Annotated in this window: 24 protein-coding genes; 4 read left to right on the forward strand and 20 right to left on the reverse strand. The window is 64.4% G+C overall.

The window, feature by feature from the left end:
- Positions 1–152 precede the first annotated feature (152 nt).
- The 10 genes from ftsH to tolQ all read right to left on the reverse strand — a co-directional run bounded on the left by ftsH (position 153) and on the right by tolQ (position 12,657).
- Complete coding sequence (ftsH, locus tag EAV90_RS19360) at positions 153–2,075, reverse strand: ATP-dependent zinc metalloprotease FtsH (RefSeq protein ID WP_027573106.1); 1,923 nt, start codon at positions 2,073–2,075, stop codon at positions 153–155.
- Between the two features lie 278 nt (positions 2,076–2,353).
- Positions 2,354–3,412: a tRNA lysidine(34) synthetase TilS gene (gene tilS / locus EAV90_RS19365; protein WP_129144379.1), complete on the reverse strand. Its 1,059-nt coding sequence runs from the start codon at positions 3,410–3,412 to the stop codon at positions 2,354–2,356.
- 77 nt (positions 3,413–3,489) lie between these two features.
- On the reverse strand, positions 3,490–4,563 hold the full coding sequence (gene ybgF, locus EAV90_RS19370; RefSeq protein ID WP_129144380.1) for a tol-pal system protein YbgF: 1,074 nt from the start codon (positions 4,561–4,563) through the stop codon (positions 3,490–3,492).
- 188 nt (positions 4,564–4,751) lie between these two features.
- Entirely contained in the window at positions 4,752–5,240 is a 489-nt protein-coding gene (pal, locus tag EAV90_RS19375; protein WP_018641585.1) for a peptidoglycan-associated lipoprotein Pal, read from the reverse strand.
- A 344-nt stretch (positions 5,241–5,584) separates the two neighbouring features.
- Positions 5,585–6,349: an N-acyl amino acid synthase FeeM domain-containing protein gene (locus EAV90_RS19380; RefSeq protein ID WP_122405628.1), complete on the reverse strand. Its 765-nt coding sequence runs from the start codon at positions 6,347–6,349 to the stop codon at positions 5,585–5,587.
- A gap of 162 nt (positions 6,350–6,511) precedes the next feature.
- A complete protein-coding gene (locus EAV90_RS19385; protein WP_122405629.1) occupies positions 6,512–8,839 on the reverse strand; it encodes a putative bifunctional diguanylate cyclase/phosphodiesterase in 2,328 nt (775 codons plus the stop codon).
- A gap of 256 nt (positions 8,840–9,095) precedes the next feature.
- Positions 9,096–10,457: a Tol-Pal system beta propeller repeat protein TolB gene (tolB, locus tag EAV90_RS19390; RefSeq protein ID WP_208738518.1), complete on the reverse strand. Its 1,362-nt coding sequence runs from the start codon at positions 10,455–10,457 to the stop codon at positions 9,096–9,098.
- A gap of 23 nt (positions 10,458–10,480) precedes the next feature.
- Positions 10,481–11,440: a protein TolA gene (locus tag EAV90_RS19395; protein WP_129144381.1), complete on the reverse strand. Its 960-nt coding sequence runs from the start codon at positions 11,438–11,440 to the stop codon at positions 10,481–10,483.
- Between the two features lie 4 nt (positions 11,441–11,444).
- Positions 11,445–11,897, reverse strand: a complete 453-nt coding sequence (gene tolR, locus EAV90_RS19400; protein ID WP_122405631.1) for a protein TolR — start codon at positions 11,895–11,897, stop codon at positions 11,445–11,447.
- A 43-nt stretch (positions 11,898–11,940) separates the two neighbouring features.
- Positions 11,941–12,657 carry a protein TolQ gene (gene tolQ / locus EAV90_RS19405; protein ID WP_122405632.1) on the reverse strand — a complete coding sequence of 239 codons (717 nt, stop codon included), beginning with the start codon at positions 12,655–12,657 and terminating at the stop codon, positions 11,941–11,943.
- 473 nt (positions 12,658–13,130) lie between these two features.
- Between tolQ and EAV90_RS19410 the strand changes: the two genes are divergently transcribed.
- On the forward strand, positions 13,131–13,652 hold the full coding sequence (locus tag EAV90_RS19410; protein WP_129144382.1) for a DUF2231 domain-containing protein: 522 nt from the start codon (positions 13,131–13,133) through the stop codon (positions 13,650–13,652).
- Between the two features lie 113 nt (positions 13,653–13,765).
- On the opposite strand, the gene EAV90_RS19415 is transcribed toward EAV90_RS19410, so the two are convergent.
- From EAV90_RS19415 to EAV90_RS19435, 5 genes are all read right to left on the reverse strand, one after another.
- Positions 13,766–14,533, reverse strand: coding sequence for a serine acetyltransferase domain-containing protein (locus EAV90_RS19415; RefSeq protein ID WP_129144383.1), 768 nt, complete (start codon positions 14,531–14,533; stop codon positions 13,766–13,768).
- Positions 14,534–14,754: 221 nt separating this feature from the next.
- Positions 14,755–15,246 carry a DUF2852 domain-containing protein gene (locus tag EAV90_RS19420; protein WP_129144384.1) on the reverse strand — a complete coding sequence of 164 codons (492 nt, stop codon included), beginning with the start codon at positions 15,244–15,246 and terminating at the stop codon, positions 14,755–14,757.
- Between the two features lie 121 nt (positions 15,247–15,367).
- Positions 15,368–16,108 (reverse strand): TetR/AcrR family transcriptional regulator, encoded by a 741-nt coding sequence (locus EAV90_RS19425; protein WP_122405636.1) that lies wholly within the window; start codon positions 16,106–16,108, stop codon positions 15,368–15,370.
- 194 nt (positions 16,109–16,302) lie between these two features.
- Positions 16,303–16,668: a YciI family protein gene (locus EAV90_RS19430; RefSeq protein ID WP_122405637.1), complete on the reverse strand. Its 366-nt coding sequence runs from the start codon at positions 16,666–16,668 to the stop codon at positions 16,303–16,305.
- A 74-nt stretch (positions 16,669–16,742) separates the two neighbouring features.
- Positions 16,743–17,147, reverse strand: a complete 405-nt coding sequence (locus EAV90_RS19435; protein WP_122405638.1) for a YciI family protein — start codon at positions 17,145–17,147, stop codon at positions 16,743–16,745.
- 326 nt (positions 17,148–17,473) lie between these two features.
- On the opposite strand from EAV90_RS19435, the gene EAV90_RS19440 reads away from it, so the two are divergent.
- Positions 17,474–18,262, forward strand: a complete 789-nt coding sequence (locus EAV90_RS19440) for an SDR family NAD(P)-dependent oxidoreductase (protein WP_122405639.1) — start codon at positions 17,474–17,476, stop codon at positions 18,260–18,262.
- An 8-nt stretch (positions 18,263–18,270) separates the two neighbouring features.
- Positions 18,271–18,708: a hypothetical protein gene (locus EAV90_RS19445; protein ID WP_122405640.1), complete on the forward strand. Its 438-nt coding sequence runs from the start codon at positions 18,271–18,273 to the stop codon at positions 18,706–18,708.
- A 160-nt stretch (positions 18,709–18,868) separates the two neighbouring features.
- Here the strand turns inward: EAV90_RS19445 and EAV90_RS19450 are convergent, their stop codons facing one another.
- Complete coding sequence (locus EAV90_RS19450) at positions 18,869–19,099, reverse strand: hypothetical protein (RefSeq protein WP_129144385.1); 231 nt, start codon at positions 19,097–19,099, stop codon at positions 18,869–18,871.
- A 141-nt stretch (positions 19,100–19,240) separates the two neighbouring features.
- Here EAV90_RS19450 and EAV90_RS19455 point away from each other — a divergent pair, with 141 nt between their 5' ends.
- Positions 19,241–19,588 (forward strand): hypothetical protein, encoded by a 348-nt coding sequence (locus EAV90_RS19455; protein WP_129144386.1) that lies wholly within the window; start codon positions 19,241–19,243, stop codon positions 19,586–19,588.
- A gap of 107 nt (positions 19,589–19,695) precedes the next feature.
- Here the strand turns inward: EAV90_RS19455 and EAV90_RS19460 are convergent, their stop codons facing one another.
- From EAV90_RS19460 to EAV90_RS19475, 4 genes are all read right to left on the reverse strand, one after another.
- Positions 19,696–20,109 (reverse strand): VOC family protein, encoded by a 414-nt coding sequence (locus EAV90_RS19460; protein WP_129144387.1) that lies wholly within the window; start codon positions 20,107–20,109, stop codon positions 19,696–19,698.
- A gap of 33 nt (positions 20,110–20,142) precedes the next feature.
- Positions 20,143–20,682 carry an SRPBCC family protein gene (locus EAV90_RS19465; protein ID WP_129144388.1) on the reverse strand — a complete coding sequence of 180 codons (540 nt, stop codon included), beginning with the start codon at positions 20,680–20,682 and terminating at the stop codon, positions 20,143–20,145.
- A 158-nt stretch (positions 20,683–20,840) separates the two neighbouring features.
- Positions 20,841–22,127: an RNA polymerase sigma factor gene (locus EAV90_RS19470; RefSeq protein ID WP_122405644.1), complete on the reverse strand. Its 1,287-nt coding sequence runs from the start codon at positions 22,125–22,127 to the stop codon at positions 20,841–20,843.
- Positions 22,124–22,492, reverse strand: a complete 369-nt coding sequence (locus tag EAV90_RS19475; protein ID WP_024337611.1) for a YciI family protein — start codon at positions 22,490–22,492, stop codon at positions 22,124–22,126. Before EAV90_RS19475 ends, EAV90_RS19470 begins: the two co-directional genes overlap by 4 nt.
- Between the last annotated feature and the right edge of the window lie 121 nt (positions 22,493–22,613).

A 22,613-nucleotide genomic window follows, 5' to 3' on the forward strand; every position in this document is an offset into this window, starting at 1 on the left:
TTCTTTAGTGTTTGGCGCATTTGCCCCGAGCACGGTGCGCTTCTGCCCCCCGCTTCAGGCCTCACACGCTGGCTTGCTGCGCCCAGCGGGCTACCCAAAAAAAAACGCGGCGTTTCCGCCGCGTTCTTCATTCTCGATCTGCCGCTTCTCGATCAGGCCTGCGGCTGTGGCTCGAGGCCAGGATCCGGATCCGGACGCGGGCGCGGCTTGCCGGCCGGGGGCACGGCGGAGGCGCGCGGCGTGGTCGGCTCGAGCACGGACTCGCGGTTCGGCTTCTTGCCCCTGAGCAAGTCGACGATCTCCTCGCCGGTCAGCGTCTCGAACTCGAGCAGGCCCTTGGCCAGCGTCTCGAGATCGGCGCGCTTCTCGGTGAGGATGCGGGTCGCTTCCTTGTAGCCTTCCTCGACCAGGCGTTTGATCTCGGAATCGATCTTCTGAACGGTGGCTTCGGATGCGTTCTGCGTGCGCGACACCGACATGCCGAGGAAGACCTCGTCCTGGTTCTCGCCATAGGAGACGGTGCCGAGTTCCTCCGACAGGCCCCAGCGCGTCACCATCATGCGGGCAAGGCGCGTGGCCTGCTCGATGTCGGAGGCGGCGCCCGAGGTCACCTTCTCGCGGCCGAAGATCAGCTCTTCGGCGACGCGGCCGCCCATCATGATGGCAAGGCGCGAGGTCATCTGCTCCAGCGACATCGACAGCTTGTCGCGCTCGGGCAGCTGCATGACCATACCGAGCGCACGGCCGCGCGGAATGATGGTCGCCTTGTGGATCGGATCGGTCGCGGGCACGTTGAGACCGACGATGGCGTGGCCGCCCTCGTGATAGGCCGTCAAGAGCTTCTCTTCTTCGGTCATGACGAGCGACTTGCGCTCGGCGCCCATCATCACCTTGTCCTTGGCCTCCTCGAACTCGGCCTGCGTCACCATCCGTTTGTTGCGGCGGGCGGCGGTGAGCGCAGCCTCGTTGACGAGGTTCATCAGGTCGGCGCCGGAGAAGCCCGGCGTGCCGCGCGCGATGGTCTTGAGGTTGATATCGGGGGCCAGCGGCACCTTGCGGACGTGAACCTTGAGGATCTGCTCGCGGCCGACGACATCGGGATTGGGCACAACGACCTGGCGGTCGAAGCGGCCTGGCCGCAGCAGCGCGGGATCGAGCACGTCAGGACGGTTGGTCGCGGCGATCAGGATCACGCCCTCGTTGGCCTCGAAGCCGTCCATCTCGACCAGCAGCTGGTTCAGCGTCTGCTCGCGCTCGTCGTTGCCGCCGCCGAGGCCGGCGCCGCGGTGACGACCGACAGCGTCGATCTCGTCGATGAAGATGATGCAGGGCGCGTTCTTCTTGGCCTGCTCGAACATGTCGCGGACGCGGCTCGCGCCGACGCCGACGAACATCTCGACGAAATCCGAACCGGAAATGGTGAAGAACGGCACGTTGGCTTCACCCGCGACCGCACGCGCGATCAGGGTCTTACCGGTGCCGGGCGGGCCGACCAGCAGCACGCCGCGCGGGATGCGGCCGCCGAGGCGCTGGAATTTGCCGGGGTCGCGCAGGAATTCGACGATCTCCTGCAGATCCTGCTTGGCCTCATCCACGCCGGCGACGTCCTCGAAGGTGACGCGGCCATGCGCTTCGGTCAGCATCTTCGCGCGCGACTTGCCGAAGCCCATCGCCTTGCCGGCGCCGCCCTGCATCTGCCGCGACAGGAAGATCCAGACGCCGATCAGCGCGATGAAGGGCAGCCAGGAGACCAGCAGCGAGACGAACCAGGGCACGTTGTCGCCCGGCGGCTTCGCGGTGATCTGCACCTTGCTGTCGTAGAGCCGCTTCACCAGCGTTGGATCGTTCGGCGCATAGGTCTGGAAGCTCGAGCCGTTGGTGAAGGTGCCGTGGATGTCCGGGCCCTGGATCACGACGTCGCGGACATTGCCGCGATCAACTTCGCTCAGCAGCTGGGAGAAGGCGATGTCCTGCGAGGACGCCCGCTGACCCGGATTCTGGAAGAGCGTGAACAACGCCAACAGCAGCAAAACAATGATGACCCAGAGGGCGAAATTGCGCAGATTGGCGTTCATCGATCTTCCTTCGTGGTCGCGCGGATCGCGGCCTGGTCCTTCAGGAGCTACTTGGGCAAGCTAGAGAAAATCCCCAAGGAATCCTCTCGGTTAGACGCATACAATTTAGGTGCCGTCCGGGTCGCTGCCAAGGGAATGAGATGGGACTATTTAGCCCATCTTAGAGCGATTCCCGCTGAAATAATGGCACCCGGAGCGGGGTTTTTCCTGCCTGGTTAAGGTGTTCTGATGGCGCGGGGCCGAAATGGCTGGTGTCATGATCCGCCCCAGTCCCGAGCTCATCCACTCCCACGGCGCCTTGCCGGCGCCGGTGCGATTTGGATACGCCCGCCGGCGAGGCTGATCAAGGCTCCCGCGAGGGTTTGCTTCAGGACCGGCCGGCCAGTGGCGCGGGCATCGAGACTTGCGGCAATGGCCTCGTCCAATGCGGACAGCAGGGTTTCGACCTTGCCGAGTTCCGCCGGTCCTTCATGTCCGAGCGCATTGATGGCCCGCAGCAGGAGCCGCAGCCGGACCTCCTCCGGCAGGGCGGCAAAGGCCGAGGCCTCGAAGCTTCGGACGTCCGCCTGCGGCGCACCGCCGCGATCCCGCAGACGGAGGAAGCGCTCGGCGCCGTCGACCAGCACCTCGACCGCCGCATTTGCCCGCGCCAGCCTTGCCGCGAGCCGCGCCAGATTGCGGGCATCGCCGCCCTCGGCCGCGAGAAGCGGCAGCAGCGCGCGCAGCCGCGGCCGGGTGAAGGCAGTGTCCCGGTTGGTGGGGTCCTCGACAAAGCCGACCTTCGCCCGCCTCAAGGTCGCGATCAGCTGCGATTTCGGAACATCGAGCAGCGGACGCGCCAGCACGATTCCGTCGCGCTCGCTGAGGGGCGCCATGGCCGACAGCCCGGCCAGCCCGCTGCCGCGGAAGAGGCGCATCAACAGGGTCTCGGCCTGGTCGTCGCGGGTGTGGGCCGTCAGCACATGGCTCGCACCGGCGGCACGTGCGGCCTCTGCGAGCAGGCGGTAACGGGCCTCGCGCGCAGCGGCAGGCAGGCCCGTCTTCGGCTTTGCGCCACGCCAGCGCAGGGTCCGATGCGGCAATCCGAGCTGGTTCGCGAGCCGCTTGACCTCGCGTGCCTCGCGGGCTGCCTCGGGGCGTAGGCCGTGGTCGACGGTGACGACGGTGAGTTGCGGGCCGCGCGCGAGGCTGCGCTGCCAGCGGGCGGCAAGCCACATCAGCGCGACCGAGTCGGGCCCGCCGGAGACCGCGAGCACCAGCGCCGGCGCAGCCTTCAGGCCGGCGAAGAGCCGCATCGCCTCGCGCGCCGAGATGGGAGAATTGTCGTCGTCTGACATGACGCGGCCCTGACAGTCGCCGGCAGATGGTTCCGATGTTTAGCGCAGCACCATCCGCGTTGTCAGGACCCCGGACGTCAGCACTTCACCCGCTTCTGTTCGCGGTCGACCGCGGCTTTGACGCCGGCGGAGGCACGCGGATATTTGCGGCCGATCTCGCCGAAGGCGGCGCAAGCGGCCTCCTTCTCCTTCAGCGCGGCGAGCGACTGGCCGAGCCGCAGCAGCGCATCCGGCGCCTTGGCCGATTTTTCGTATTTGGTGGTCACGGCGAGGAAGGCCTCCGCGGAGTCGCGATATTGCTGGCGCTGGAAGTAGCTCTCGCCGAGCCAGTATTGCGCGTCTCCGACGAGCGGGTCGCTCGGAAATTTCTGCGCAAAGTTCTTCATGGTCTGCTCGGCAAGCGCATAGTCCTTGCGCTGCATGTAGCCGATGCCGAGGTCGAACTCGTCGCGCGCCGTCGCCGAGGGCGGTAGCGTCGTCAGGCCAGTGCCGCCCGATGGCGCGGGATAGCCGGGTTGGGCCGGCGGATAGCCGGGCTGCGCGGCTGGCGGCACACCTTGCTGGTAGCGGGGGCTGGTATTGGCGAGATCGAGCGGCTCGCCGGCGCCACGGCCGCCGGGTGCCCCGCTCGGAGTTCCTGCCGGCATCGGCTGCTGGCCGCCGCCGAGCGCGCGCGGTGCGCCCGGCGCATTCGGGTTCTGGCTCGGGTCGAAGGCATCGCCGCGGCGACGCGTGCCGGGTGCGCCGGGCGCCGGCTGCTCCTGAACGATCGGCGCGGGCGCGGCGATCTGCGGCTGCTCGTAGGTCGGCTGCACGGCCGGCTGTTGCGGCGGCTGGCGATAGCCGGGCGCGATCTGACTTGGTGCCACCTGCGCGGGCGGCATCGCCGCGACGTTGGGCGCCTGTCCGGGCGCGCCTTGCGCGCCGCCCTCGAGCGCCCGCAGCCGCTCTTCGAGCTGCCGGTTGCGGTATTGCAGCTCCTCGTTCTGGCCGGTGAGCTGGCGCAGCTGGTTCTCCAGCCGCTCGATCCGCATCTCCGGGTCGGCATCATCCGACTGCGCGAAGACCGATTGCGCAAGTGCGGGCGAACCCAAAGAAAGCAGCGCGGCGGTCGCCACGGTGCCGGTAAAGACCTTAAATCTGGATGACATCTTGCCCTGACGACAAAAGCGAAATGGCCTGCGGCGGAACATTCGACGCGCCACACATTGAAGTGGAGTACGCCAAAAATGTGACTGGTACCAAGGGGTTTTAAGTCACAGAATGCTGAAACGAAACCGGCGCCCGAAAGGGCGCCGGCATCATCCAATTCCGAAGCTGAACGGCACCTGACCGGACGTCAGGAGCTCGCGTTCAAGACAGTGACGGCGCGGCGGTTCTGCGACCAGCAGGAGATGTCGTTACAAACGGCCACCGGCCGCTCCTTGCCGTAGGAGATCGTGCGCATGCGATTCGGATCGATGCCGCGCGAGGCGAGGAACGAGCGCACCGACTGGGCACGGCGGGCGCCGAGCGCGATGTTGTATTCGCGGGTGCCGCGCTCGTCGGCATGACCTTCGATGGTGAAGCTGTAGCGCGGATAGGTCTGGAGCCACTGCGCCTGCTTCTCCAGGGTCACGATCGCCTGCGGGGTCAGATCAGTCTGGTCGCTTTCGAAGAACACGCGGTCGCCCACGTTGACGACGAAATCCTGCTGGCTGCCGGGCGTCGCCGCATTGGCCATCGCATCCGTCGCAGCATTCTTGTTGGCGCAGGCGCCCATCGACAGCGCGACGGCGAGCACCGCGGCCAGCTTCAATCCCTGGAGGATACGCATAGGATGTTTCATTCCGGAGCCTCCACGCTCACGTTAGTCCACTGCTGTCCGGTCTACAGGGGGTTGGTTAAGCGAACGTTCCGTCAACCTTGACGGAACCTTGCCACAGCCGGTCAAATGCCCCCAACCAGCGAAAAGCAACCGGCATGGTTAATGAGTTGTAAATGTGGCGCGAGGGTGAAGGCAAGCCGCGTCGGTCGGCAAACCCGCCGGCTTTTGCTGTAAATTTGGGCCGAATCGAAGGTGTGGATGGTCCTAAAGCATGATCCGGAAAAGTGCGAAGCGGTTTTCCGGAAAGATCATGCGTAAACAACAAGCTAAAGCGCGATGACGATTCATCCAAATCTCATCGCGCTTTAGCAGGCGGAGCCGAATGCTGGGGCCGTCACATCCAGGTTCCGCGGCGAGGTCAGCAGCACCGGCCGCGTGGCAGCCGGCCGCGAGGTGCTGCGCTCAAACAGCATGCGCCGCTCAAACGCACTGGAGCGCATGATCGGAAAGCGTGCCAGCACCTTATCCCGCTGCCGCCGGACGTCGGTGGCCATCAGGACCGCCTTTTTGGTGGGCCAGCCCGGAAAGCCCCGCGGCTCCGGTGAAATGGTCTCATGCAGGAAAATGCGACGGTAAAATGCCTGATGATCGGTCCGGATCATGGCAAGCCCGGTGTCGGCATTGAAATGATCGCACGCGACAAAGGCCAGGCGGACCGTCAGGTAGGGCAACTCGGGGAAGCGATGGTGCTTGTCGGGATCTGCAACCAGCCGGCACGGATCGACAAAGACCTCGCCGCGATCGAGGCGGGGATGCAGGATGTCGCCGAACACCTCGGTGGTATAGGACATCCGCCATTCCGACGTCAGAAGATGGATACGGACGGAGCTGCAAAGCTCTCCATCAACATAAATCCCGAAATTCCAGGTGTTGGGTGTTTCGTCGAAGCGATCGCTGACGCGCAGTGAAGCCGACGGCTCGATCAGACCGGCCTGCAGATAGGCGCGGTAGCGCATCAAATACAGGTTGTCCTTGTCCTCGGGAGTCTCGATCAGTCGGTAATCGATACGGTCAAACAACGCGGCCCCTCGGGGAAGGAGCGCCGGGGTCGGTTCGGCTCCGGACTTCATCTGCTACCTCAAAACTCCAAGCAACTTCCGCGAGTAGCAGCAGATTAATGGTTCCTTAACGAAATTGCAAAGCTTTAGAACTGTTAGGGTTAACCTTTGCGGGTCCGCAAGATTACGGAGCAAGCGCGAGCCGATTGCGATGAAGGAGCCGCCGGAAAAGGATCAAGCCGATCGCGACGACACGAGGGCGAGCTGGTCGTCAGGCATACGACGGCCATGCGAGGCGTTGAGCAATTGGCGGATTCGCACCGCCGGAACGGGCCGGCTGAACAGGTAACCCTGCCCTTCGGTCACGGTGCCGTCGGCGCTGATCAGCTCGAGCTGCTCGTTGGTCTCGATACCCTCGACCACGACGGACATCCCGAGGTCGGCGGACAGCCGCGCGACGCCGCGCAGCAGCGTCAACGGCCGGTCGGCATCGATGCCTTCGAGGAAGGAGCGGTCGATCTTCACTTTCTGCATCGGGAAATTGTGCAGGTAGCTGAGGCTGGAGTAGCCGGTGCCAAAATCATCGAGCGAGATGCGCACGCCGAGCGCGTGCAGTTGCGACAGGATGTCGTGCGTGAGCTGGGTGTTGCGCAGCAGCGAGGACTCGGTGATCTCGATCTCCAGTCGATGCGCCGGCAAGCCCGACACTTCGAGCGCGTAGCGGATTTCGCTCAAGACATCGCGCTGGTGGAATTGTTGCGGCGAGAAGTTGACGGCGACGCTGACGCTCTCCGGCCACTTCATGCATTCCATGCAGGCGCGGCGCAGGATCCAGCGGCCGAGATCGACGATCAGGCCCATGTCCTCGGCGACCGGGATGATATCGACCGGCGAAACCGTGCCGCGCACCGGATGATTCCAGCGCAGCAGCGCCTCACAGGTGGTGATCTTGCCGGACTTCAGATTGACCAGCGGCTGGAAGAACAGCTCGAATTCCTCGTTGGCGAGCGCCTTGCGCAGGTCGAGCTCGAGGATGCGGCGCGCCTCGACGGTCGCCGCCATCTCGTCGCGGAAGAAACAGAATGTGCCGCGGCCGTCGGCCTTGGCGCGATACAGCGCCATGTCGGCGTTCTTGAGCAGCGTATCGGCGCTGGTGCCGTCCGGCGAGGTCAGTGCGATGCCGACGCTGGCGCCGATCTCGACCAGGTGATTGTCGATGCGATACCGCTCGCTCAACCGCTCGACGATGCGGCGGGCGAGCGCTGCGGCGTCCTCGGGCGTGTTGAGGTTCTGCTGGAACACGACGAACTCGTCGCCGCCGAACCGGGCGACGAAATCCTCGGGGCGCAGCATCTCGCGCAGGCGGTTGGCGACGGCGCACAGGAGCTGGTCGCCGCAGGGATGGCCCAGCGTGTCGTTGACCTGCTTGAACTGGTCGAGGTCGATGAACAGCAGCGCGGAGAGCTGCCCCGCGTCGTGCGAGACAGCCAGCAGGTGCTCGATTTCGTCGCGAAAATTGACCCTGTTCGGCAGGGCCGTGAGGTCATCATAGCGCGCGAGGTGACTGATCTTGGCTTCGGCATTGCGCCGCTCCGTAATATCCTCGAGCAGCAGCACCGCTCCTCCGTCCGCCATCGGCTGAACGGTCCAGGACAGCGACCGATTTCGCTCGATGTTCGTATCGACGGTGATGATCTCATTCTCCCGCGAACTCTCGAGGCCAGCGATGATCTGCTCGCCGTTCGCAGCCGAGATGGCCCCGGCTTTGACACAGGCGGCGATGATGTCGCGTGCGCTGGCGCCGCTCTGCGGCAGATTATCGGGCAGGCTCATCATCGCGGCGAAACGGTGATTCATCACCGCGAGCTGCCCGTCGAGGTGGAACATGCAAAGCCCGTGCGGCATGTTGTTCAGGGCAGTATCGAACTGACCCGCGAGCGCCGACTCGCGCTCACGCGCCACCACGGCTCCCATGAATATCCTGTGGAGGTTGGCCGAGAGCTGCATGATCGCGAGCAGGAAGGCAGCACTCACAACGGCCATTGCGATATAGTAGGGCGTGCCGCGCCACGCCAATGCCAAGACCGCCGGGGTGAAGATGAGCACCGCCTGAAAATGGAAGATCGACGGTCGTCCGTACGCCCTTCCCGCTCCCCCTGCGGCAATGCCTGTAGTGACCGACAGAGCAATCATATGTGAGACCGCGTCGTCGGTAGCGAGCAGGGTCGTGCCGCACCAGGTGCCAATCGCAGCGGCCTGGATCATCGCCCCGATTTGATAGCGCGTCTGCCAGCGTTTGGCCGCCTCGGCGGTCACGTTCGACTTGCGCGCCTGATAGCGGCGCAAATCGATCGCCCGCACCGATCCGGCCAAGACGAGAAACGCCACACACGCCCAAACGAGGGGCTCGCCCGTCTTCAGTGCCGTCAGTGCAGCACCGATCGATACGAAGATGAGCCCGGCCAGCAGTGGTCCCGGCGCTTCAAAGAGCGAATCGATCTGCGCTGCCGGGTTGACCGGCGGCGGCTGCCCCTGCTCTCCGCTCTGGCTTGCGAACTGCATTTGGTTTGTACGCGCGTCCTGTTCGGCGCGTAGTCTTACCGAGCCGAGATGAAGCTTTCCTGAGGGAACATCGTTAAAGCCGAGTTGTTTTTCGGCAATAGCGAAGCGATTTCTTCTTACATATCAAGCAGCTAGGCAAGCCTTGCCGGGCACAAGGTGAAGGAAGTCTTGCCCTTCGCAACGAACGCGGAAAAATCGGCGCGCTTTTTCGAAAACATCGCGCGTCTGAACACGCGATGCTTCAACTGCGATGTTGTCAGCCCGACGTGGAGGACAGCAGCGGCGACCATGCCGGGTCGGAGGCGAAGCCCGGTGTCGGCACCTTCAGCTCGTTGCGGCCGGAGATGTCGACGCTGTAGAGCGAAGGCCCGCTGTTGCCGCCGGGATCGCGGAAGAACATCAGCACGCGGCCGTTCGGCGAGAAGGTCGGACCTTCATTGTGGAAGCCGGAGGTGAGCAGCCGCTCGCCGGAGCCGTCCGGCTTCATGACGCCGATCGAGAACTGCCCGCCGCCTTGCCTGGTGAAGGCGATGTAATCGCCCTTCGGCGACCACACCGGTGTCGAATAGCTGGCGTTGGTGTCATCCTTGGAGAAGGAGATGCGCTGCGCCTGTCCTCCGCCTGCCGCCATCACATAGATCTGCGACCTGCCGCCACGATCGGACTCGAAGCAGATACGGCTGCCGTCCGGTGAGTAAGACGGAGACGTGTCGATCGCCGGCGTGTCGGTGAGACGCGTGGTCGAGCGCGAGCGCAGATCCATCACGAACAGGTTGGAATTGCCGCCCTGTTGCAGGCTCATGATGACGCGCTGGCCGTCCGGCGAGAAGCGCGGCGCAAAGGTCATGCCGGGGAAGTTGCCGACGATCTCGCGCTGGCCAGTCTCGATGTTGAAGAGATAGACCTTCGGATCGCCCTGGCCGAACTCCATGTAGGTGATCTCTTGCGAATTCGGCGAGAAGCGCGGCGTCAGCACGAGGTCGGAGCCGCGGGTCAGGTAGCGCACATTGGCGCCGTCCTGGTCCATCATGGCAAGCCGCTTGACGCGGCGCTCCTTCGATCCGGTCTCGTCAACGAACACGACGCGGCTGTCGAAATACCCCTTCTCGCCGGTCATGCGCTCGTAGATCTGGTCGGAGATGATGTGGGCGATGCGGCGCCAATATTCCGGCGACGTGAAATATTGCTGTCCCGCGAGCTGCTGGCCGGTGACCACGTCCCACAGGCGGAATTCGGCCTTGAGGCGGCCGTCCGGCTGCCGCGTCATGCGGCCGGTGACGAGGGCCTGCGCGTTGATGGTCTTCCAGTTCTGGAATTGCGGTGCGACGTCGATGTTGCTGATGCGCTCGATGAACGCAGCCTGGTCAATCGGCGCGAACAGGCCCGAGCGCTTCAGGTTGTTGGTGATGACCTGTGTGACGCCGTTGCCGACGTCGCCGTCGGACGGGGAGCCTGGCACGAAGCCGGAGATCGCGATCGGGATCGGCTGGAATTCAGTGGGATCGATGCGAAGCCGCGGCTGACTCTGGGCGAAGGCGTGGCCGCCCCCGAGCATGGCAAGCGCCGATCCGGTGACGGTCATAAAGCGGCGGCGGGTGATCGATCGGGCGTCATTCATTGCAAAATTCTTTTGTTCGGATGTCACAACATATCTTTCAGACCGAAGGTCATCGGAATGAGCTTCCAGCTCTCATACTGCTGCTTCGGCATGAACGAATAGACCTGGCACTGCACGATGGCGCGCTTGGCGCTCTCGGCAACCGCCTGAGCGATCGACCGCGACGGTCCCCTCACCGCGATGACGATGGGCTCGGACGCCAGCGATCCGTCGATCTTCATGGGAATGTCGATGTCGGCCTCGTATTGATCGGCGTCCTGGCCGTTGTAGGTGGGCGTGAAGCAGCGCTTGACCGCGCCCTGGAATGCACCGCGCCAGGTCGCGACATTGTTGGCGGCCGTCCCGGTCGCCGCCCCCAGAGAGGCCGACGCATTCAGCGCCGTGCCGGCAAGTTCGTGCCGGGTCGCGGCGCGCTTGTCGAGATCGCGCTGGATCTGCGCGGGATCGAAGGTGCGCTCCTTCGGCTTCGGCTGCTGCTGCGGCTGCACTGCCGCGACCTTCTGCTCCACGGGCTTGGGCGGCGGCTTCTTGGTCTCCAGCTTCTTCTGGAGCTCGGCGATCGGATCTTCCTTGGCCGGATCAGGCTTCTTTTCCTGCGGCTTCGGCTCTTCCTTCGGCTTGGCCTCGGCGACGGGCTTCGGCGGCTCGGGCTTCTTCTCCACCGGCTTCTCGACCGGCTTCGGCGGCGGCTCCGGCTGCGAATTGGTCTTGATCAGCTCTTTCTTCTCGGTGACCTTGCCGACCGCGTCTTCCTCCGGCTTGGCTTCCGCGATCTTCTCGACCTTGGGCTTCGGCTCTTCTTTCTTGCCGGTCTTCTGTCCCGCCATCATCTTGGCGAGCTGATCGGTGGAGATGATGTCGACCGGAAGCGACTCCTCCGGCGCGATGTAGGCCTTGCTGCTAAAGGTAAGGAGGCCCCATCCCAGCACCAGGACATGGAGGGCAATCGACGCAACGAGTGTCTTGTCGACGTTCACCTTCACGGCTTCAAGATCCCTGATCCGCTTCCGTGACGAGGGCCAGCTTCTTGAATCCGGCGCCGGACAACAGGCCCATCACCTTGGCCACCGTGCCGTAATCCGCCTTCTTGTCGGCGCGCAGATAGATGCGCTCCTCGAGCCCGCCGCGCGCGTCCGTGATCGCCTTCAGCTTGGGTATCAGCTCGTTGATCGCGATCTCGGCATCGTTGATGAACACCTTGCCCTTGATGTCGACCGACATCTGGATCGGCTTCTGGTCGTTGTTTTCGAGGCTCTTGGCCTGGGTCTGGGGCAGGTCGAGCGGCACGCCGACCGTCAACATCGGCGCGGACACCATGAAGATGATGAGCAGCACCAGCATCACGTCGACCATCGGCGTGACGTTGATCTCGGCCACGACCGGCTTGCGCCGGCCGCGGCGTCCACCGCCGCCGGACGAACTCGCAACGTTCATGGCCATGATCGCGTGCCCAAATTGCCCTTCACACTATACATGCCGTCCGTCAGCCCCGCTCGTCGATCTGACGGGACAAGATGGCTGAAAATTCATCAGCGAAGCCCTCCAGCCGCTGAGCCTGACGGTTCACCTCGGACGTGAACTTATTGTAGAAAATAGTGGCAGGAATGGCGGCGATAAGGCCGACTGCGGTCGCAAACAGCGCCTCGGCGATACCGGGGGCGACGACTGCCAGGGAGGTATTTTTCGACGCCGCGATCGACTGGAAGCTCGACATGATGCCCCAGACCGTGCCGAACAGGCCGACGAAAGGGCCGGCAGAGCCGACGGTCGCCAGCACCAGCAGGCGCCGTTCCAGGCGCTCGACTTCGCGCGCGATCGAGACGTTCATCACCTTGTCGATGCGCATCTGGAGCCCCGCGACCGAGCGGGCATGGCTCTCGAAGGAACGCTTCCACTCGCGCATCGCCGCCACGAAGCAGGCCGCCATGGAATGCGTCGGCTTGGCCGACAGCGTGCGATAGAGCTCCTCGATCGACTCGCCGGACCAGAACGCCTGCTCGAACCGGTCCATCGACCGCCGGGTGCGCGCGTAAAGAAAGACCTTGTCGATGGCGATCGCCCAGACCCAGACCGAGCAGGACAGAAGTCCCAGCATCACCGCTTTCACGATCCAGTGAGCCTGCCAGAACAGCGCAATCAGCGACACGTCGGCGGAGGCAGCAACCGGAAGGGCTGACTGAGCCACGTCGGCCGGATTCATAAGCAGTATCCTCTCAAGGCGATCGTTACCTAACGTCATTCGGCCAGCAAATCGCTGCCTGTATTCCCGAACAGCCGCGCTAGTACCGGCGCGCGGGCCAGCAAGCCCGCTCAAAGCCTTGTCATTCTGAGGTGCAGGGCTGGTCCAAAGGCTCGTCCAAAGCCGGCCGCCTGCATTCCCCGCCAAGATGTCAAAACTAAGGGCCTCGACACGGCTTCGGGCGCGACTGTCCGCTCTTACCAGAGCCCGGCGATAGTTAATGCGGGGTTACCGGCCACGAATTTGGCTGCCGGAAAGGCAGGCAGCGCAGGGGGATGGCGGCGGGCGGCCATGGCTCGTGTCCGGACGCACCGCATCGTCGAAGCGACGCTGCGCTGCGTCCGCGGCATAAGTTCCACGCGCACGTGCAACCGAGGGAACCTCCCTCGCCCCGGAATTATTGTCCGGAAAATGACTTTCGGCGAGCCCCTGCCATGACCATCAACCCAAAGACGACCGCCGCCATCGGCGATCACCCGCTCCACCCCATGCTCATCCCGTTCCCCGTCGCGTTCCTGGTTGGCGCGCCCATTGCCGATCTGGCCTTCATCGGAACCGGCGACGCTTTCTGGGCGCGCGCCGCGATGTGGCTGATCGGCGCCGGCATCGTCATGGCGCTGGTTGCCGCCGTAGCCGGATTTGCGGACTTCCTGAGCGAGCCGCGCATCCGCAGTCTCAATGACGCCTGGTACCACATGGCCGGCAATCTCACGGCCGTCGTGCTGGCACTGGTCAATTTCTATCTTCGCTACGCGCAAGGTGCTGCGGAGGCTGCGATCAAGCCGTGGGGCGTGGTGCTTTCGCTGATCGTGGTCGGCATCCTGCTGTTCACGGGATGGAAGGGGTGGGAGATGGTCTACCGGCATCACGTCGCCGTGCTGGATGCACCGGGCCAGACCAGCTCGGAGCCGGCCACGCCGCCTCATGGCGGCGAAAGCCACCGCCGCGCCGCCTAAAGCGCGATGAGATTTGGATGAATCGTCATCGCGCTTTAGCTTGTTGTTTACGCATGATCTTTCCGGAAAACCGCTTCGCACTTTTCCGGATCATGCTTTAAGCGAAGGACGTCTCAGGCGGCCGAGGCGGACTCGGGGCAGTTGGTCAGTCGCGCAGGATTGCCGACCGCCGTGCAGCCAGCGGGGACGTCGCTCGTCACGACAGTGCCGGCGCCGATCTTTGCGAGATCGCCGATGCTGATGTCGCCGAGGATGCTTGCGCCCGCGCCGATGTAGACGCCGCAGCCGATGCGCGGCGAGCGCGCCGGCAGTTCGCTGCTGCGGCCGATGCTGACGTTCTGAAGGATGGTGACGTCGTCGCCGACGACGACGTCGGCGCCGATCACGATGCCGGTGGCGTGATCGAGATACACGGCGGACCCGATGCTGGCCGTCGGATGAATACTGACCTGGAGCAGGTTCGACGCCTCGTTCTGAAACAGCAGCGCGGCATCGCGATGATCATGGCGCCAGAGCCAGTTCGAAACGCGCCAGGCCTGCAGCGCGATGTACCCCTTGTAATGCAGCAGTGGCGGCAGCAGGTCGGCGACGGCGGGGTCGCGGCGCGCGATGGCCAAGAGGTCTCGGCCGGCCGCTTCGATCAAGTCCGGCTCGCCCCCAAAGGCGGCGCGGCAAAAAGCCATGAAGCGCACGCGCTCCGTGGCGTTGCTCGCAAGCCGCCTCCCGATGAGATCGGCCAGGGCCGCGGCGAAATCATCATGAGCGAGAATGGCACCGGCGACGGCTTTGCCGAAAACAGGATCGGCATTGGCCGAGCGCTGCGCCTCGTCGCGAACCTTTTGCCAAAGGCTGTCGCTACCCGCCATAGCAGCTTCCGCCATCGTCGCTCCGCTCGCCTGTGCCGTGACGGCGAATATAGGCGGTCCACATCGAGGCGCCAGTCTCGCCTTCGCGACGTGCTTGCTGTCGGCCGCGGGGCCTGACGATCGAGGCGCTGTACAAGCCAAACCGCCCGCCTGCGGGTCACGCAGACGGGCGGCTCGGGGCCATCAGGACTTTGGGGGCATGCGCCTGAAGGCTTTGAGAGGTGCGAACCTTCAGATCAGCCTTGCTGCTGGTCGGTCGGCGGCGGGGTCGGACGTGTCCGGTGCTGCGCCATGAACTGGTCGAACTCTTCCTTGTCCTTGGCGTGGCGCAGACGGGTCAGGAAATCCTTGAACTCGCGCTGCTCTTCCTCGAGGCGCTGCAGCGTCTCGGCGCGATATTCGTCGAAGGCGCGGTTGCCGGAGGACGGCGGGCCGAAGCCAAAGCCGAAGCCGCGGCGCTCCATGCGGTCACGCATGCGATCCATCTTGTACTGCATCCGCTCCATCTTGTTCTGCCAGCGATCCTGATGGCTCCAGCACGACATTCTTCTGCTCCCGAGTGTGAAAAAGAGAAGGGCAAGTCCGATCGGCCACCAAATGATGAAGCCGAGAATGGTCACGGCGATCCAGCCGGGATGCCAGGGCGTATCGAGCATGCCGGGACGCTCGTACTGTTGGTATTGGTCCGAAGGGCCGCGCCATCGATTGACATCAGCGGTGTAGGCCATTTCCCATCTCCATCACGGCATGCGCGCCGTTGTGAATGTAAATAACATTTACATAGCTAGACCATCCCGCGATTTTGTCAAGCTGGCCGCGAGACACGCCCGCGTGATTATTTGCGCAATCTTATTTCGGCTTGCCCCAGGGGCCGCCGGGCGGGACTCCCGAACCGGAGGGAGCCTCCGGCGGCACCGGCGGCGGCTCGGCACTCTTGCCGGCCGGACGGCGGTCAATCGGGAAGCCGAGCCCGCGCAGATAGATCAGCACCTCGGCCTCCAGCAGCTCGTCCGGCGACATCGGCAGCTTCCGCCGCGCTGCATCGCCACGCGAGAACAGCGAGGCGACGCCATGCGACATCGACCAGATGTGCAGCGCCATCATCATCGCCGGCGGACGGGGAGTGCCGGGCGGCGTCAGCGCGGCGAGGCGCTCGGCGGCGGCACGGATGATGTTGAAGGCCCGTTCACTGGCCGCCTGGAGTGCCGGATTGGCATCGACCGGCACGCCGGATTCGAACATGGCATTGTAGAAGGCGGGCTCCTCGCGGGCGAAGGCGAGATAGGCCTTGCCGACACGTTCGAACGCGGTGACCGTGTCGGGCCGCCCGTCATCCCAAGCCGCGGACAGGCGCGCCTCGAACTGCTCGAATCCACGCTGGGCGATCGAGGACAACAGCTCGTCACGGTCGCGGAAATGCCGATAGGGCGCCGCTGCGCTGACGCCGGCCATGCGCGCGGCATCGGCAAAGGTGAAGCCCGCCGCGCCCTTCTCGGCGATGAGGCCGAGAGCGGCCTGCAACAGGGCCTCCTTCAGATTGCCGTGGTGATAGCCGCGCTCGGCGCGGCGCTGCTCCTTGCGCCAGCTCATGTGAACGACCTTTACATGAGCCGGGCGTGAAGGTCACTAGCGGCGATGAGGCAGAATTAACTCCGTATTCTCCGCAGTCATTCCGGGACGGCTCGAAGAGCCGGACCCGGAATCTCGAGATTCCGGATCCGATGCTTCGCATCGCCCGGAATGACTGCAGGACCCCAACGGCCCCGCAAAGACCTCACCCGAAGCTACATCTGCGGAATGGGCAGCACCGGCATCACTTCGATCGCCTCGCCCGGAAAGATCGCGAAATGCGGATGGTTCTCGAACAGCTTGGCAGCTTCCTCTTGCGATGCGGCGCGCACTACGGTGAAACCGGTGAGCGCGTTGCTGATCTCGGTGATGCCATTCGCGTCGATCCTGCGGGTCTTGCCGAGCGGGCCGCCCAGATCGACGATGACCGACTTGTGCTTCTCGACCCAGCCGTGCCAGGCAGCCATGCCCTCCTGCTCCTTCGCCTTTCGCTCGGCCTCGGGCAGCGCGCGCCAGGCCGCCATTTTCGACCCGGTCATGCTGCCGAGATAGACGGCGAGGAATTTGTGTTCGGTGCTCATCGGCCTCTCCTCTGTTGATCGATTGATCTGTTGATCGGTTGACGACAGCCGCGATCTCATCGCGGCCGCGGTGGTTACTTCTTCAGTTCCTCCAAACCGGCGGCGGCCTGCTGCACGTCGGGCGGAAAATCGCTCATCTCCTGTACCTGCCGGATCTCGATGATTTCGTTCGGCGAAGCCGGGCACTTCTTCGCCCAGGCGATCGCCTCCTCGCGCGAGGCGACCTCGATCATCCAATAGCCGCCCAGGACTTCCTTGGCTTCCACGAAGGGCCCGTCGGTCACGACAGGCACGCCGGTCGCGAACGAGACGCGCGCGCCCATCGAGGGCGGATGCAGGCCGTCGAGCGTGATCAGCACGCCGGCATCCTTCAGCGCCTCGTTGTAGCGCATCATCGCGGCAACCCGCTCGGGATCGAGCTGCACGTCCGGCGGCGCGTTCTCGTAGCCAAGCGGAATCATCAGCATCATGAATCGCATGAGGTTTCCTTGCTTTCACTGTCGGGGCGAGCAGCGGCGGGGCCACGCCCTCACTTTCCAAGACGAATGAACTGTCAGGGAACCGACATGGATGACGAAAATTATCTGGCAGCTCGGCGCGCGGCGCCAGCTCGCCGTGCAAGGCGCGGCGAGCCTCCAAGGATGAAGCGGCCCGACGCAGCCGGGCCTTTGCCCTTGCCGCTGAAGAAGCGGCGGCCCCAGGCTGACGGAGATGGACTGGCGCTCTTCTTACCGCAACAGAAGCGAAGTAAAAGGCGCTGGCCGCCCGTGCGGCTTCCGTTTCCGCCAGAAGGACAGATCAGCCAATGCCGCAAGCCGCGCAAAAAGTCGCCCTCGTCACCGGAGCCGCACGCGGCATCGGGCTTGCGACCGCGAAGAAGTTCCTTTCCGAGGGCTGGCGCGTGGCGCTGCTCGATATCGAGGGCGACCTGCTCGGCCCCGCGATCGCCGACATCGGCCAAAACGAGGCGACGCTGGCGCTGACCTGCGATGTCTCCGACGCAGCCGCAGTCAGCGCTGCAATGACGACGATGGAGCGGCGGTTCGGCCGGTTGGATGCGCTGGTCAACAACGCCGGCATCGCGGTGTTCGCGCCGCTGATGGAGACGTCGGAGGCTGACTGGCGCCGCGTGCTCGAGGTCAACCTCACCGGACCGTTCCTCTGCACCAAGGCGGCGGTGCCGCTGATGCGTGACGGCAATGGCGGCGCCATCGTCAACATCACCTCGATCTCGGCCGTGCGTGCTTCGACGCTGCGTTCGGCCTACGGCACCAGCAAGGCGGGCCTTGCGCACCTCACCAAGCAGCTCGCGGTCGAGCTCGCTTCCCTCAACATCCGCGTCAACGCGGTTGCGCCGGGACCGGTCGACACAGCGATGGCGAAGCAGGTGCACACCAAGGAGATCCGCGCCGATTACCACGATGCCATCCCGCTCAACCGCTACGGCCTGGAGGAGGAACTCGCGGAAGCGATCTACTTTCTGTGCTCGGAACGCGCCAGCTACATCACCGGCCAAATTTTGGCCGTCGATGGCGGTTTCGATGCGGCAGGTATCGGCCTGCCGACGCTGCGCGGCCAGCGCCGCAACGGGTAGGAGTGCTCATGCAACGCGCCGCGTTCGTCACCATCACGATGCTCGCGGCCGTGTTGATCGCGGCGACACCGGCGCGAGCCGAGATCCGCATCATCCAGTCCCCAGGCGGACAGGTCGGGCCCTTCCTCGATCTGTTCGAGAAAGTGCGCGAGAGCGGCGAGCGCGTGGTGATCGATGGTCCCTGCCTGTCCGCCTGCACGCTGGTGCTCAGCATCGTCCCAGGCGAGCGCATCTGCGTCACCAAGCGCGCGGTGCTCGGGTTCCACGCCGCGCGCTCGGTGGACCGGCGCGGACATTTCTATGCCGAGCCGGAGGCATCGGTCGCGGTGCTTGCCGCCTATCCCGGCCCGGTGCGCGACTGGATCAGCCGCCGTGGCGGCCTCACCTCGCGGTTGCTCCTGTTGAAGGGACGTGATCTCGCCGCGATCTATCCGCGTTGTCGCTGATGAAAGCCGGCAGCCGCCAGGCGCGTGACGTGAATGAGCGCTGGGAACCGCATCACATCGAAGGCGATTTGCCTGGCTGGTTCGAGGCCATACGCCATGTTACCTGCGCTCGCATCCAGCGTGCGCACGGGTGATCTGCGCCATCAGGCGCTGGCTACGTTCAGAAAAGAGTCTGTATCACCGGCACCAGCTTTGCGCTGGCGCAGATGAGCATTCCCCAAAGAGCAAAATTGATCTGTAGCGCCGCCGCCATCGGTCGCTCCCTTGCAAGTGACGTCCATCCCAGTTTGTAGCTTTTATGAATCACCAATAGCGATTCTGGCGTGCAGATCACAGCCCAATATTGCGCCAATTGTTGTGCGATGCAGTTGGTTTCACGAAGCGGCCTCACTGCGCCCGCAAAGTGATGCGAAAGCAGGAGTCACATTCGTCCATGCCGGCAGATTTGTTTTTGCTTTGAGTTCCATCGAACTGACGTGGTGCGTGTGTCTCACCCGCATTCTGCGCGTCCCATACGTAGCGAAGGCCTGGCATGATTCGATACGGCTTCATCTTGCTCACTTTTTGCACAGCGCTGCTCGGAGGCGCAGGCGCTCCAGCGCAGGAACGTCGCCCCATCGCATGGGATGGTCTTGGCAAGGATCCGAACCGTCCTCACGTCGCGAAGCGGGGCGTCACGGACCACGCACTCACGGTAAGTGATCCCAATCAGGAGCGGGAAAGGGTACTCGGTACTTTGCGTCCATATTCCGAGGCATGGTGGGCGGTCCATGACGAAATACAGGCGGAGAACGACAGGCAGCTCGGCAGCAAGCTCGTGATCTGTCCTCGTTGCCTGGAGCCTTCGCCGCGCGAGGACGTCACCGGGTCGATCCGGTGAGAGGACAGACGGCCGATCGGCGCCGTAACGAGTCCATGCATATCCCTCTCCCGCAGCATCGAGAGAGGGGACCGCAACTCAACGGATCGCGCGCGCGGTCGCGCCCGTCACATTCCCTCCGCCGGGCAGTTCACCATCCAGGGAATGCCGAACTTGTCGACGCACATGCCAAAGCCCTTGGCCCAGAAGGTCTTGCTGAAGGGCATGGTGAGGCTGCCCCCGTCGGCCAGCGCGTTGAACTTGCGCTCGGCATCCGCGAGATCCGTGACCGTGAGGGAAATCGAGAAGCCCTGCGGCTTCTGAAAATGCTCGGGCGGCGCGTCGGAGGCCATCAATACGCTGCCGTCGGGCAGCGACATGCGCGCATGCATGATCATCTTCTCGCGGCCGGGTGCCGCGGGCATGTCCGGCGGCACCTCCGAGGCCCGCATCATTGCATCGATCTTGCCGCCGAGAACCTTTGCGTAGTAGTTGAACGCCGCTTCGCAGGTGTCCTGATAGAACAGATACGGATTGAGCATCGTTTCTCTCCTCTTCTTCGTTCGCAGTGAGACCTATTGCTTCTCGGTGAGCTTCTTCAGGCCGGCGAGGCCCGCTTCGAAATCCTTGCCGATCATGCTGTCCATGTTGATGAAGACCTGCATCAGCTTGGACAGGAACGGGGCCGGACCGTACATCGCCCATGTGACGAGTGTGGCATCGCCTTGCGGCACAAAGGTGAACTCGGCGACATTGTGCCCTTCAAATGGCCGCTCGAAATCCAGCTTGATGCGGAGCTTCGAGGGCCCGTTCGCCTCCAGGATCTCCATGTGGCCGGCACCGACATTGTTGTTGCCGTCCCAGGCATAGGTCGCCCCCTTCCCCGCCGCGGTTCCGCCGAACGTCCGCTTCATGGCGGGATCGCGTCCCTCATAGGGCGACCAGGCGGTCCAACGGCGGAAATCGGCAACCAGTGGATAAATCGCATCGGCCCGCGCCTTCACGGCGAGGCTGCGCTCGACGCGGAATGTGTCAGGCTTGGTGAGGGCGAAGACGAGAATGCCTGCGATTCCGATCGCGAGCACGACGGCAATGATGGCAACGGCTCTCAGCATGAATGGCTCCTTGGATACCGGATTAAGACGAAAGGGCGCGGCAGGGGCCGACAGGAGCCGATGAGATTTTTCTTGCCCGTCATTCCGGGATGGTCCGAAGGACCAAATCTCGAGATTCCGGGTTCGCCCTCCGGGCGCCCCGGAATGACCGTGAGACATCATTTCGCCTTGGCGCTCTCCTTCGGCTTCGGCTGGCTGTCCCGGATCAGGCGATCGAGATGCATGCGGATGTGGGCGGCTTCGGCCGATGTATTGGCGAGCGCGATGGCGCGGTCGAAGGCGATGCGGGCTTCGTCGTTGCGGCCGAGCTGCATCAGGAAGGCGCCGCGCACGCCGTAGAAATGGAAGTAGTTGGCGAGCTTCGGCGCCAGCGGCTCGATCAGGTCGAGCGCAGCCTGGGGCCCGCGCACCTTCGAGACCGCGACCGCGCGGTTGAGTGTCACCACCGGCGAGGGCTGCACCACTTCGAGCGCCCCATAGAGCAGATCGATCTGGGTCCAGTCGGTCTCCCCCGGCGTCGCTGCGCGCGCATGCAGCGCGGCGATGGCGGCCTGGATCTGGTAGGGTCCGCTGCGGCGGTGGCGCATCGCCTTGTCGATCAGCGCGAGGCCTTCTGCAATCATGGTGCCGTTCCACAAGGAACGATCCTGATCGTCCAGCAGGATCAGCGATCCGTCCTCGGCAAAGCGCGCGGCGCTGCGCGCATGTTGCAAGAGAATCAGCGCCGTCAGGCCCATGATCTCCGGCTCGCTCGGAAACAGCCGCAGCAGCAACCGCGCCAGCCGGATCGCCTCCTCGCACAGCGGCTTCCTGATTTCGGCGGTGTCGCCACTCGCCGAATAGCCTTCGTTGAAGATCAGGTAGATCATCGCCGCAACTCCGGCGAGCCGTTCGGAGCGCTCGACCGCGCCGGGCGCCTCGAACGGCGTCCCGGCCTCGGCGACCTTCGCCTTGGCGCGCGTGATGCGCTGCTCCATCGCGGCTTCCGAGACCAGGAACGCGCGCGCGATCTGCTTCACCGTGAGGCCGGAGACGATGCGCAACGCCAGCGCGATCTGCTGCGTCGCCGGCAGCCCTGGATGGCAGCAGATGAACATCAGCCGCAAAATGTCGTCGCGATAGTGTGAGCCGTCGAGCCGCTCGGCGAGCGCGCCCTCGGCGTCGTCGAGATCGGAGATCGCCTGGTCGTCCTCGGGCAGCGGCTGTTGCTTGCGCGCGCGCCGCACCTCGTCGATTGCGACGTTGCGGCCGACCATGATCAGCCAGGCCGCGGGATCGCGCGGCGGCCCGTTCTGCGGCCAGGTTTTCAGCGCGCGCAGGCAGGCGTTCTGAAACGCCTCCTCTGCGGTATCAAGATCGCGGAAATAGCGCAGCAGCGCGCCCACCGCCTGGGGTCGCGCCGAGGTCAGCGCAGTCTCGATCCAAGCGGTGTCGGCATCGCTCACGTCAGGTTTCCTCCGGGCCGGAAGACGCCGACGGGACGCACCTCGTAGGCGCCGCCGGGATTGGCGGCTCCAAGCTCACGCGCGACGTCGAGCGCGTCGTCGAGATTCTTGCAGTCGACGATGTAGAAGCCGAGCAGCTGCTCCTTGGTCTCGGCATAGGGACCGTCGAGCACCAGTGGCGGATCCTCCTTGCGCAGCGTCGCCGCCGCGGTCGTCGGCAACAGCCGCGCCACCGGCCCGAGCCGGCCCTGTTTGGTGAGCTTCTCCTGAACCACGGCGAGCTTCTTCATCACGGCCTCGTCCTGGTCCTTGCTCCAGGAGCCGACGAAGTCCTCATCGTGATAGCAAAGAATGGCGTAAAGCATGGCCGGCACTTTCCTCGTCTGTTCTGAAGACGCGCCAATATGCCCCGCCCCGACAGGGCTGCGGAAAAAATTTGCAAGAAAAATCCGGCAGATCGTGCCAAGGAGGGTCCTTCATCAAGCG

The organism is Bradyrhizobium vignae, assembly GCF_004114425.1.
GTDB lineage: Bacteria > Pseudomonadota > Alphaproteobacteria > Rhizobiales > Xanthobacteraceae > Bradyrhizobium > Bradyrhizobium vignae.

Bases quoted from the DNA above. Each gene is read 5' to 3' on its own strand.
- ftsH (WP_027573106.1), bottom strand. From the start codon at position 2,075: ATGAACGCCAATCTGCGCAATTTCGCCCTCTGGGTCATCATTGTTTTG.
- tilS (WP_129144379.1), bottom strand. From the start codon at position 3,412: ATGTCAGACGACGACAATTCTCCCATCTCGGCGCGCGAGGCGATGCGG.
- ybgF (WP_129144380.1), bottom strand. From the start codon at position 4,563: ATGTCATCCAGATTTAAGGTCTTTACCGGCACCGTGGCGACCGCCGCG.
- pal (WP_018641585.1), bottom strand. From the start codon at position 5,240: ATGAAACATCCTATGCGTATCCTCCAGGGATTGAAGCTGGCCGCGGTG.
- EAV90_RS19380 (WP_122405628.1), bottom strand. From the start codon at position 6,349: ATGAAGTCCGGAGCCGAACCGACCCCGGCGCTCCTTCCCCGAGGGGCC.
- EAV90_RS19385 (WP_122405629.1), bottom strand. From the start codon at position 8,839: ATGCAGTTCGCAAGCCAGAGCGGAGAGCAGGGGCAGCCGCCGCCGGTC.
- tolB (WP_208738518.1), bottom strand. From the start codon at position 10,457: ATGAATGACGCCCGATCGATCACCCGCCGCCGCTTTATGACCGTCACC.
- tolR (WP_122405631.1), bottom strand. From the start codon at position 11,897: ATGGCCATGAACGTTGCGAGTTCGTCCGGCGGCGGTGGACGCCGCGGC.
- tolQ (WP_122405632.1), bottom strand. From the start codon at position 12,657: ATGAATCCGGCCGACGTGGCTCAGTCAGCCCTTCCGGTTGCTGCCTCC.
- EAV90_RS19410 (WP_129144382.1), top strand. From the start codon at position 13,131: ATGACCATCAACCCAAAGACGACCGCCGCCATCGGCGATCACCCGCTC.
- EAV90_RS19415 (WP_129144383.1), bottom strand. From the start codon at position 14,533: ATGGCGGAAGCTGCTATGGCGGGTAGCGACAGCCTTTGGCAAAAGGTT.
- EAV90_RS19420 (WP_129144384.1), bottom strand. From the start codon at position 15,246: ATGGCCTACACCGCTGATGTCAATCGATGGCGCGGCCCTTCGGACCAA.
- EAV90_RS19425 (WP_122405636.1), bottom strand. From the start codon at position 16,108: ATGAGCTGGCGCAAGGAGCAGCGCCGCGCCGAGCGCGGCTATCACCAC.
- EAV90_RS19430 (WP_122405637.1), bottom strand. From the start codon at position 16,668: ATGAGCACCGAACACAAATTCCTCGCCGTCTATCTCGGCAGCATGACC.
- EAV90_RS19435 (WP_122405638.1), bottom strand. From the start codon at position 17,147: ATGCGATTCATGATGCTGATGATTCCGCTTGGCTACGAGAACGCGCCG.
- EAV90_RS19440 (WP_122405639.1), top strand. From the start codon at position 17,474: ATGCCGCAAGCCGCGCAAAAAGTCGCCCTCGTCACCGGAGCCGCACGC.
- EAV90_RS19445 (WP_122405640.1), top strand. From the start codon at position 18,271: ATGCAACGCGCCGCGTTCGTCACCATCACGATGCTCGCGGCCGTGTTG.
- EAV90_RS19455 (WP_129144386.1), top strand. From the start codon at position 19,241: ATGATTCGATACGGCTTCATCTTGCTCACTTTTTGCACAGCGCTGCTC.
- EAV90_RS19460 (WP_129144387.1), bottom strand. From the start codon at position 20,109: ATGCTCAATCCGTATCTGTTCTATCAGGACACCTGCGAAGCGGCGTTC.
- EAV90_RS19465 (WP_129144388.1), bottom strand. From the start codon at position 20,682: ATGCTGAGAGCCGTTGCCATCATTGCCGTCGTGCTCGCGATCGGAATC.
- EAV90_RS19475 (WP_024337611.1), bottom strand. From the start codon at position 22,492: ATGCTTTACGCCATTCTTTGCTATCACGATGAGGACTTCGTCGGCTCC.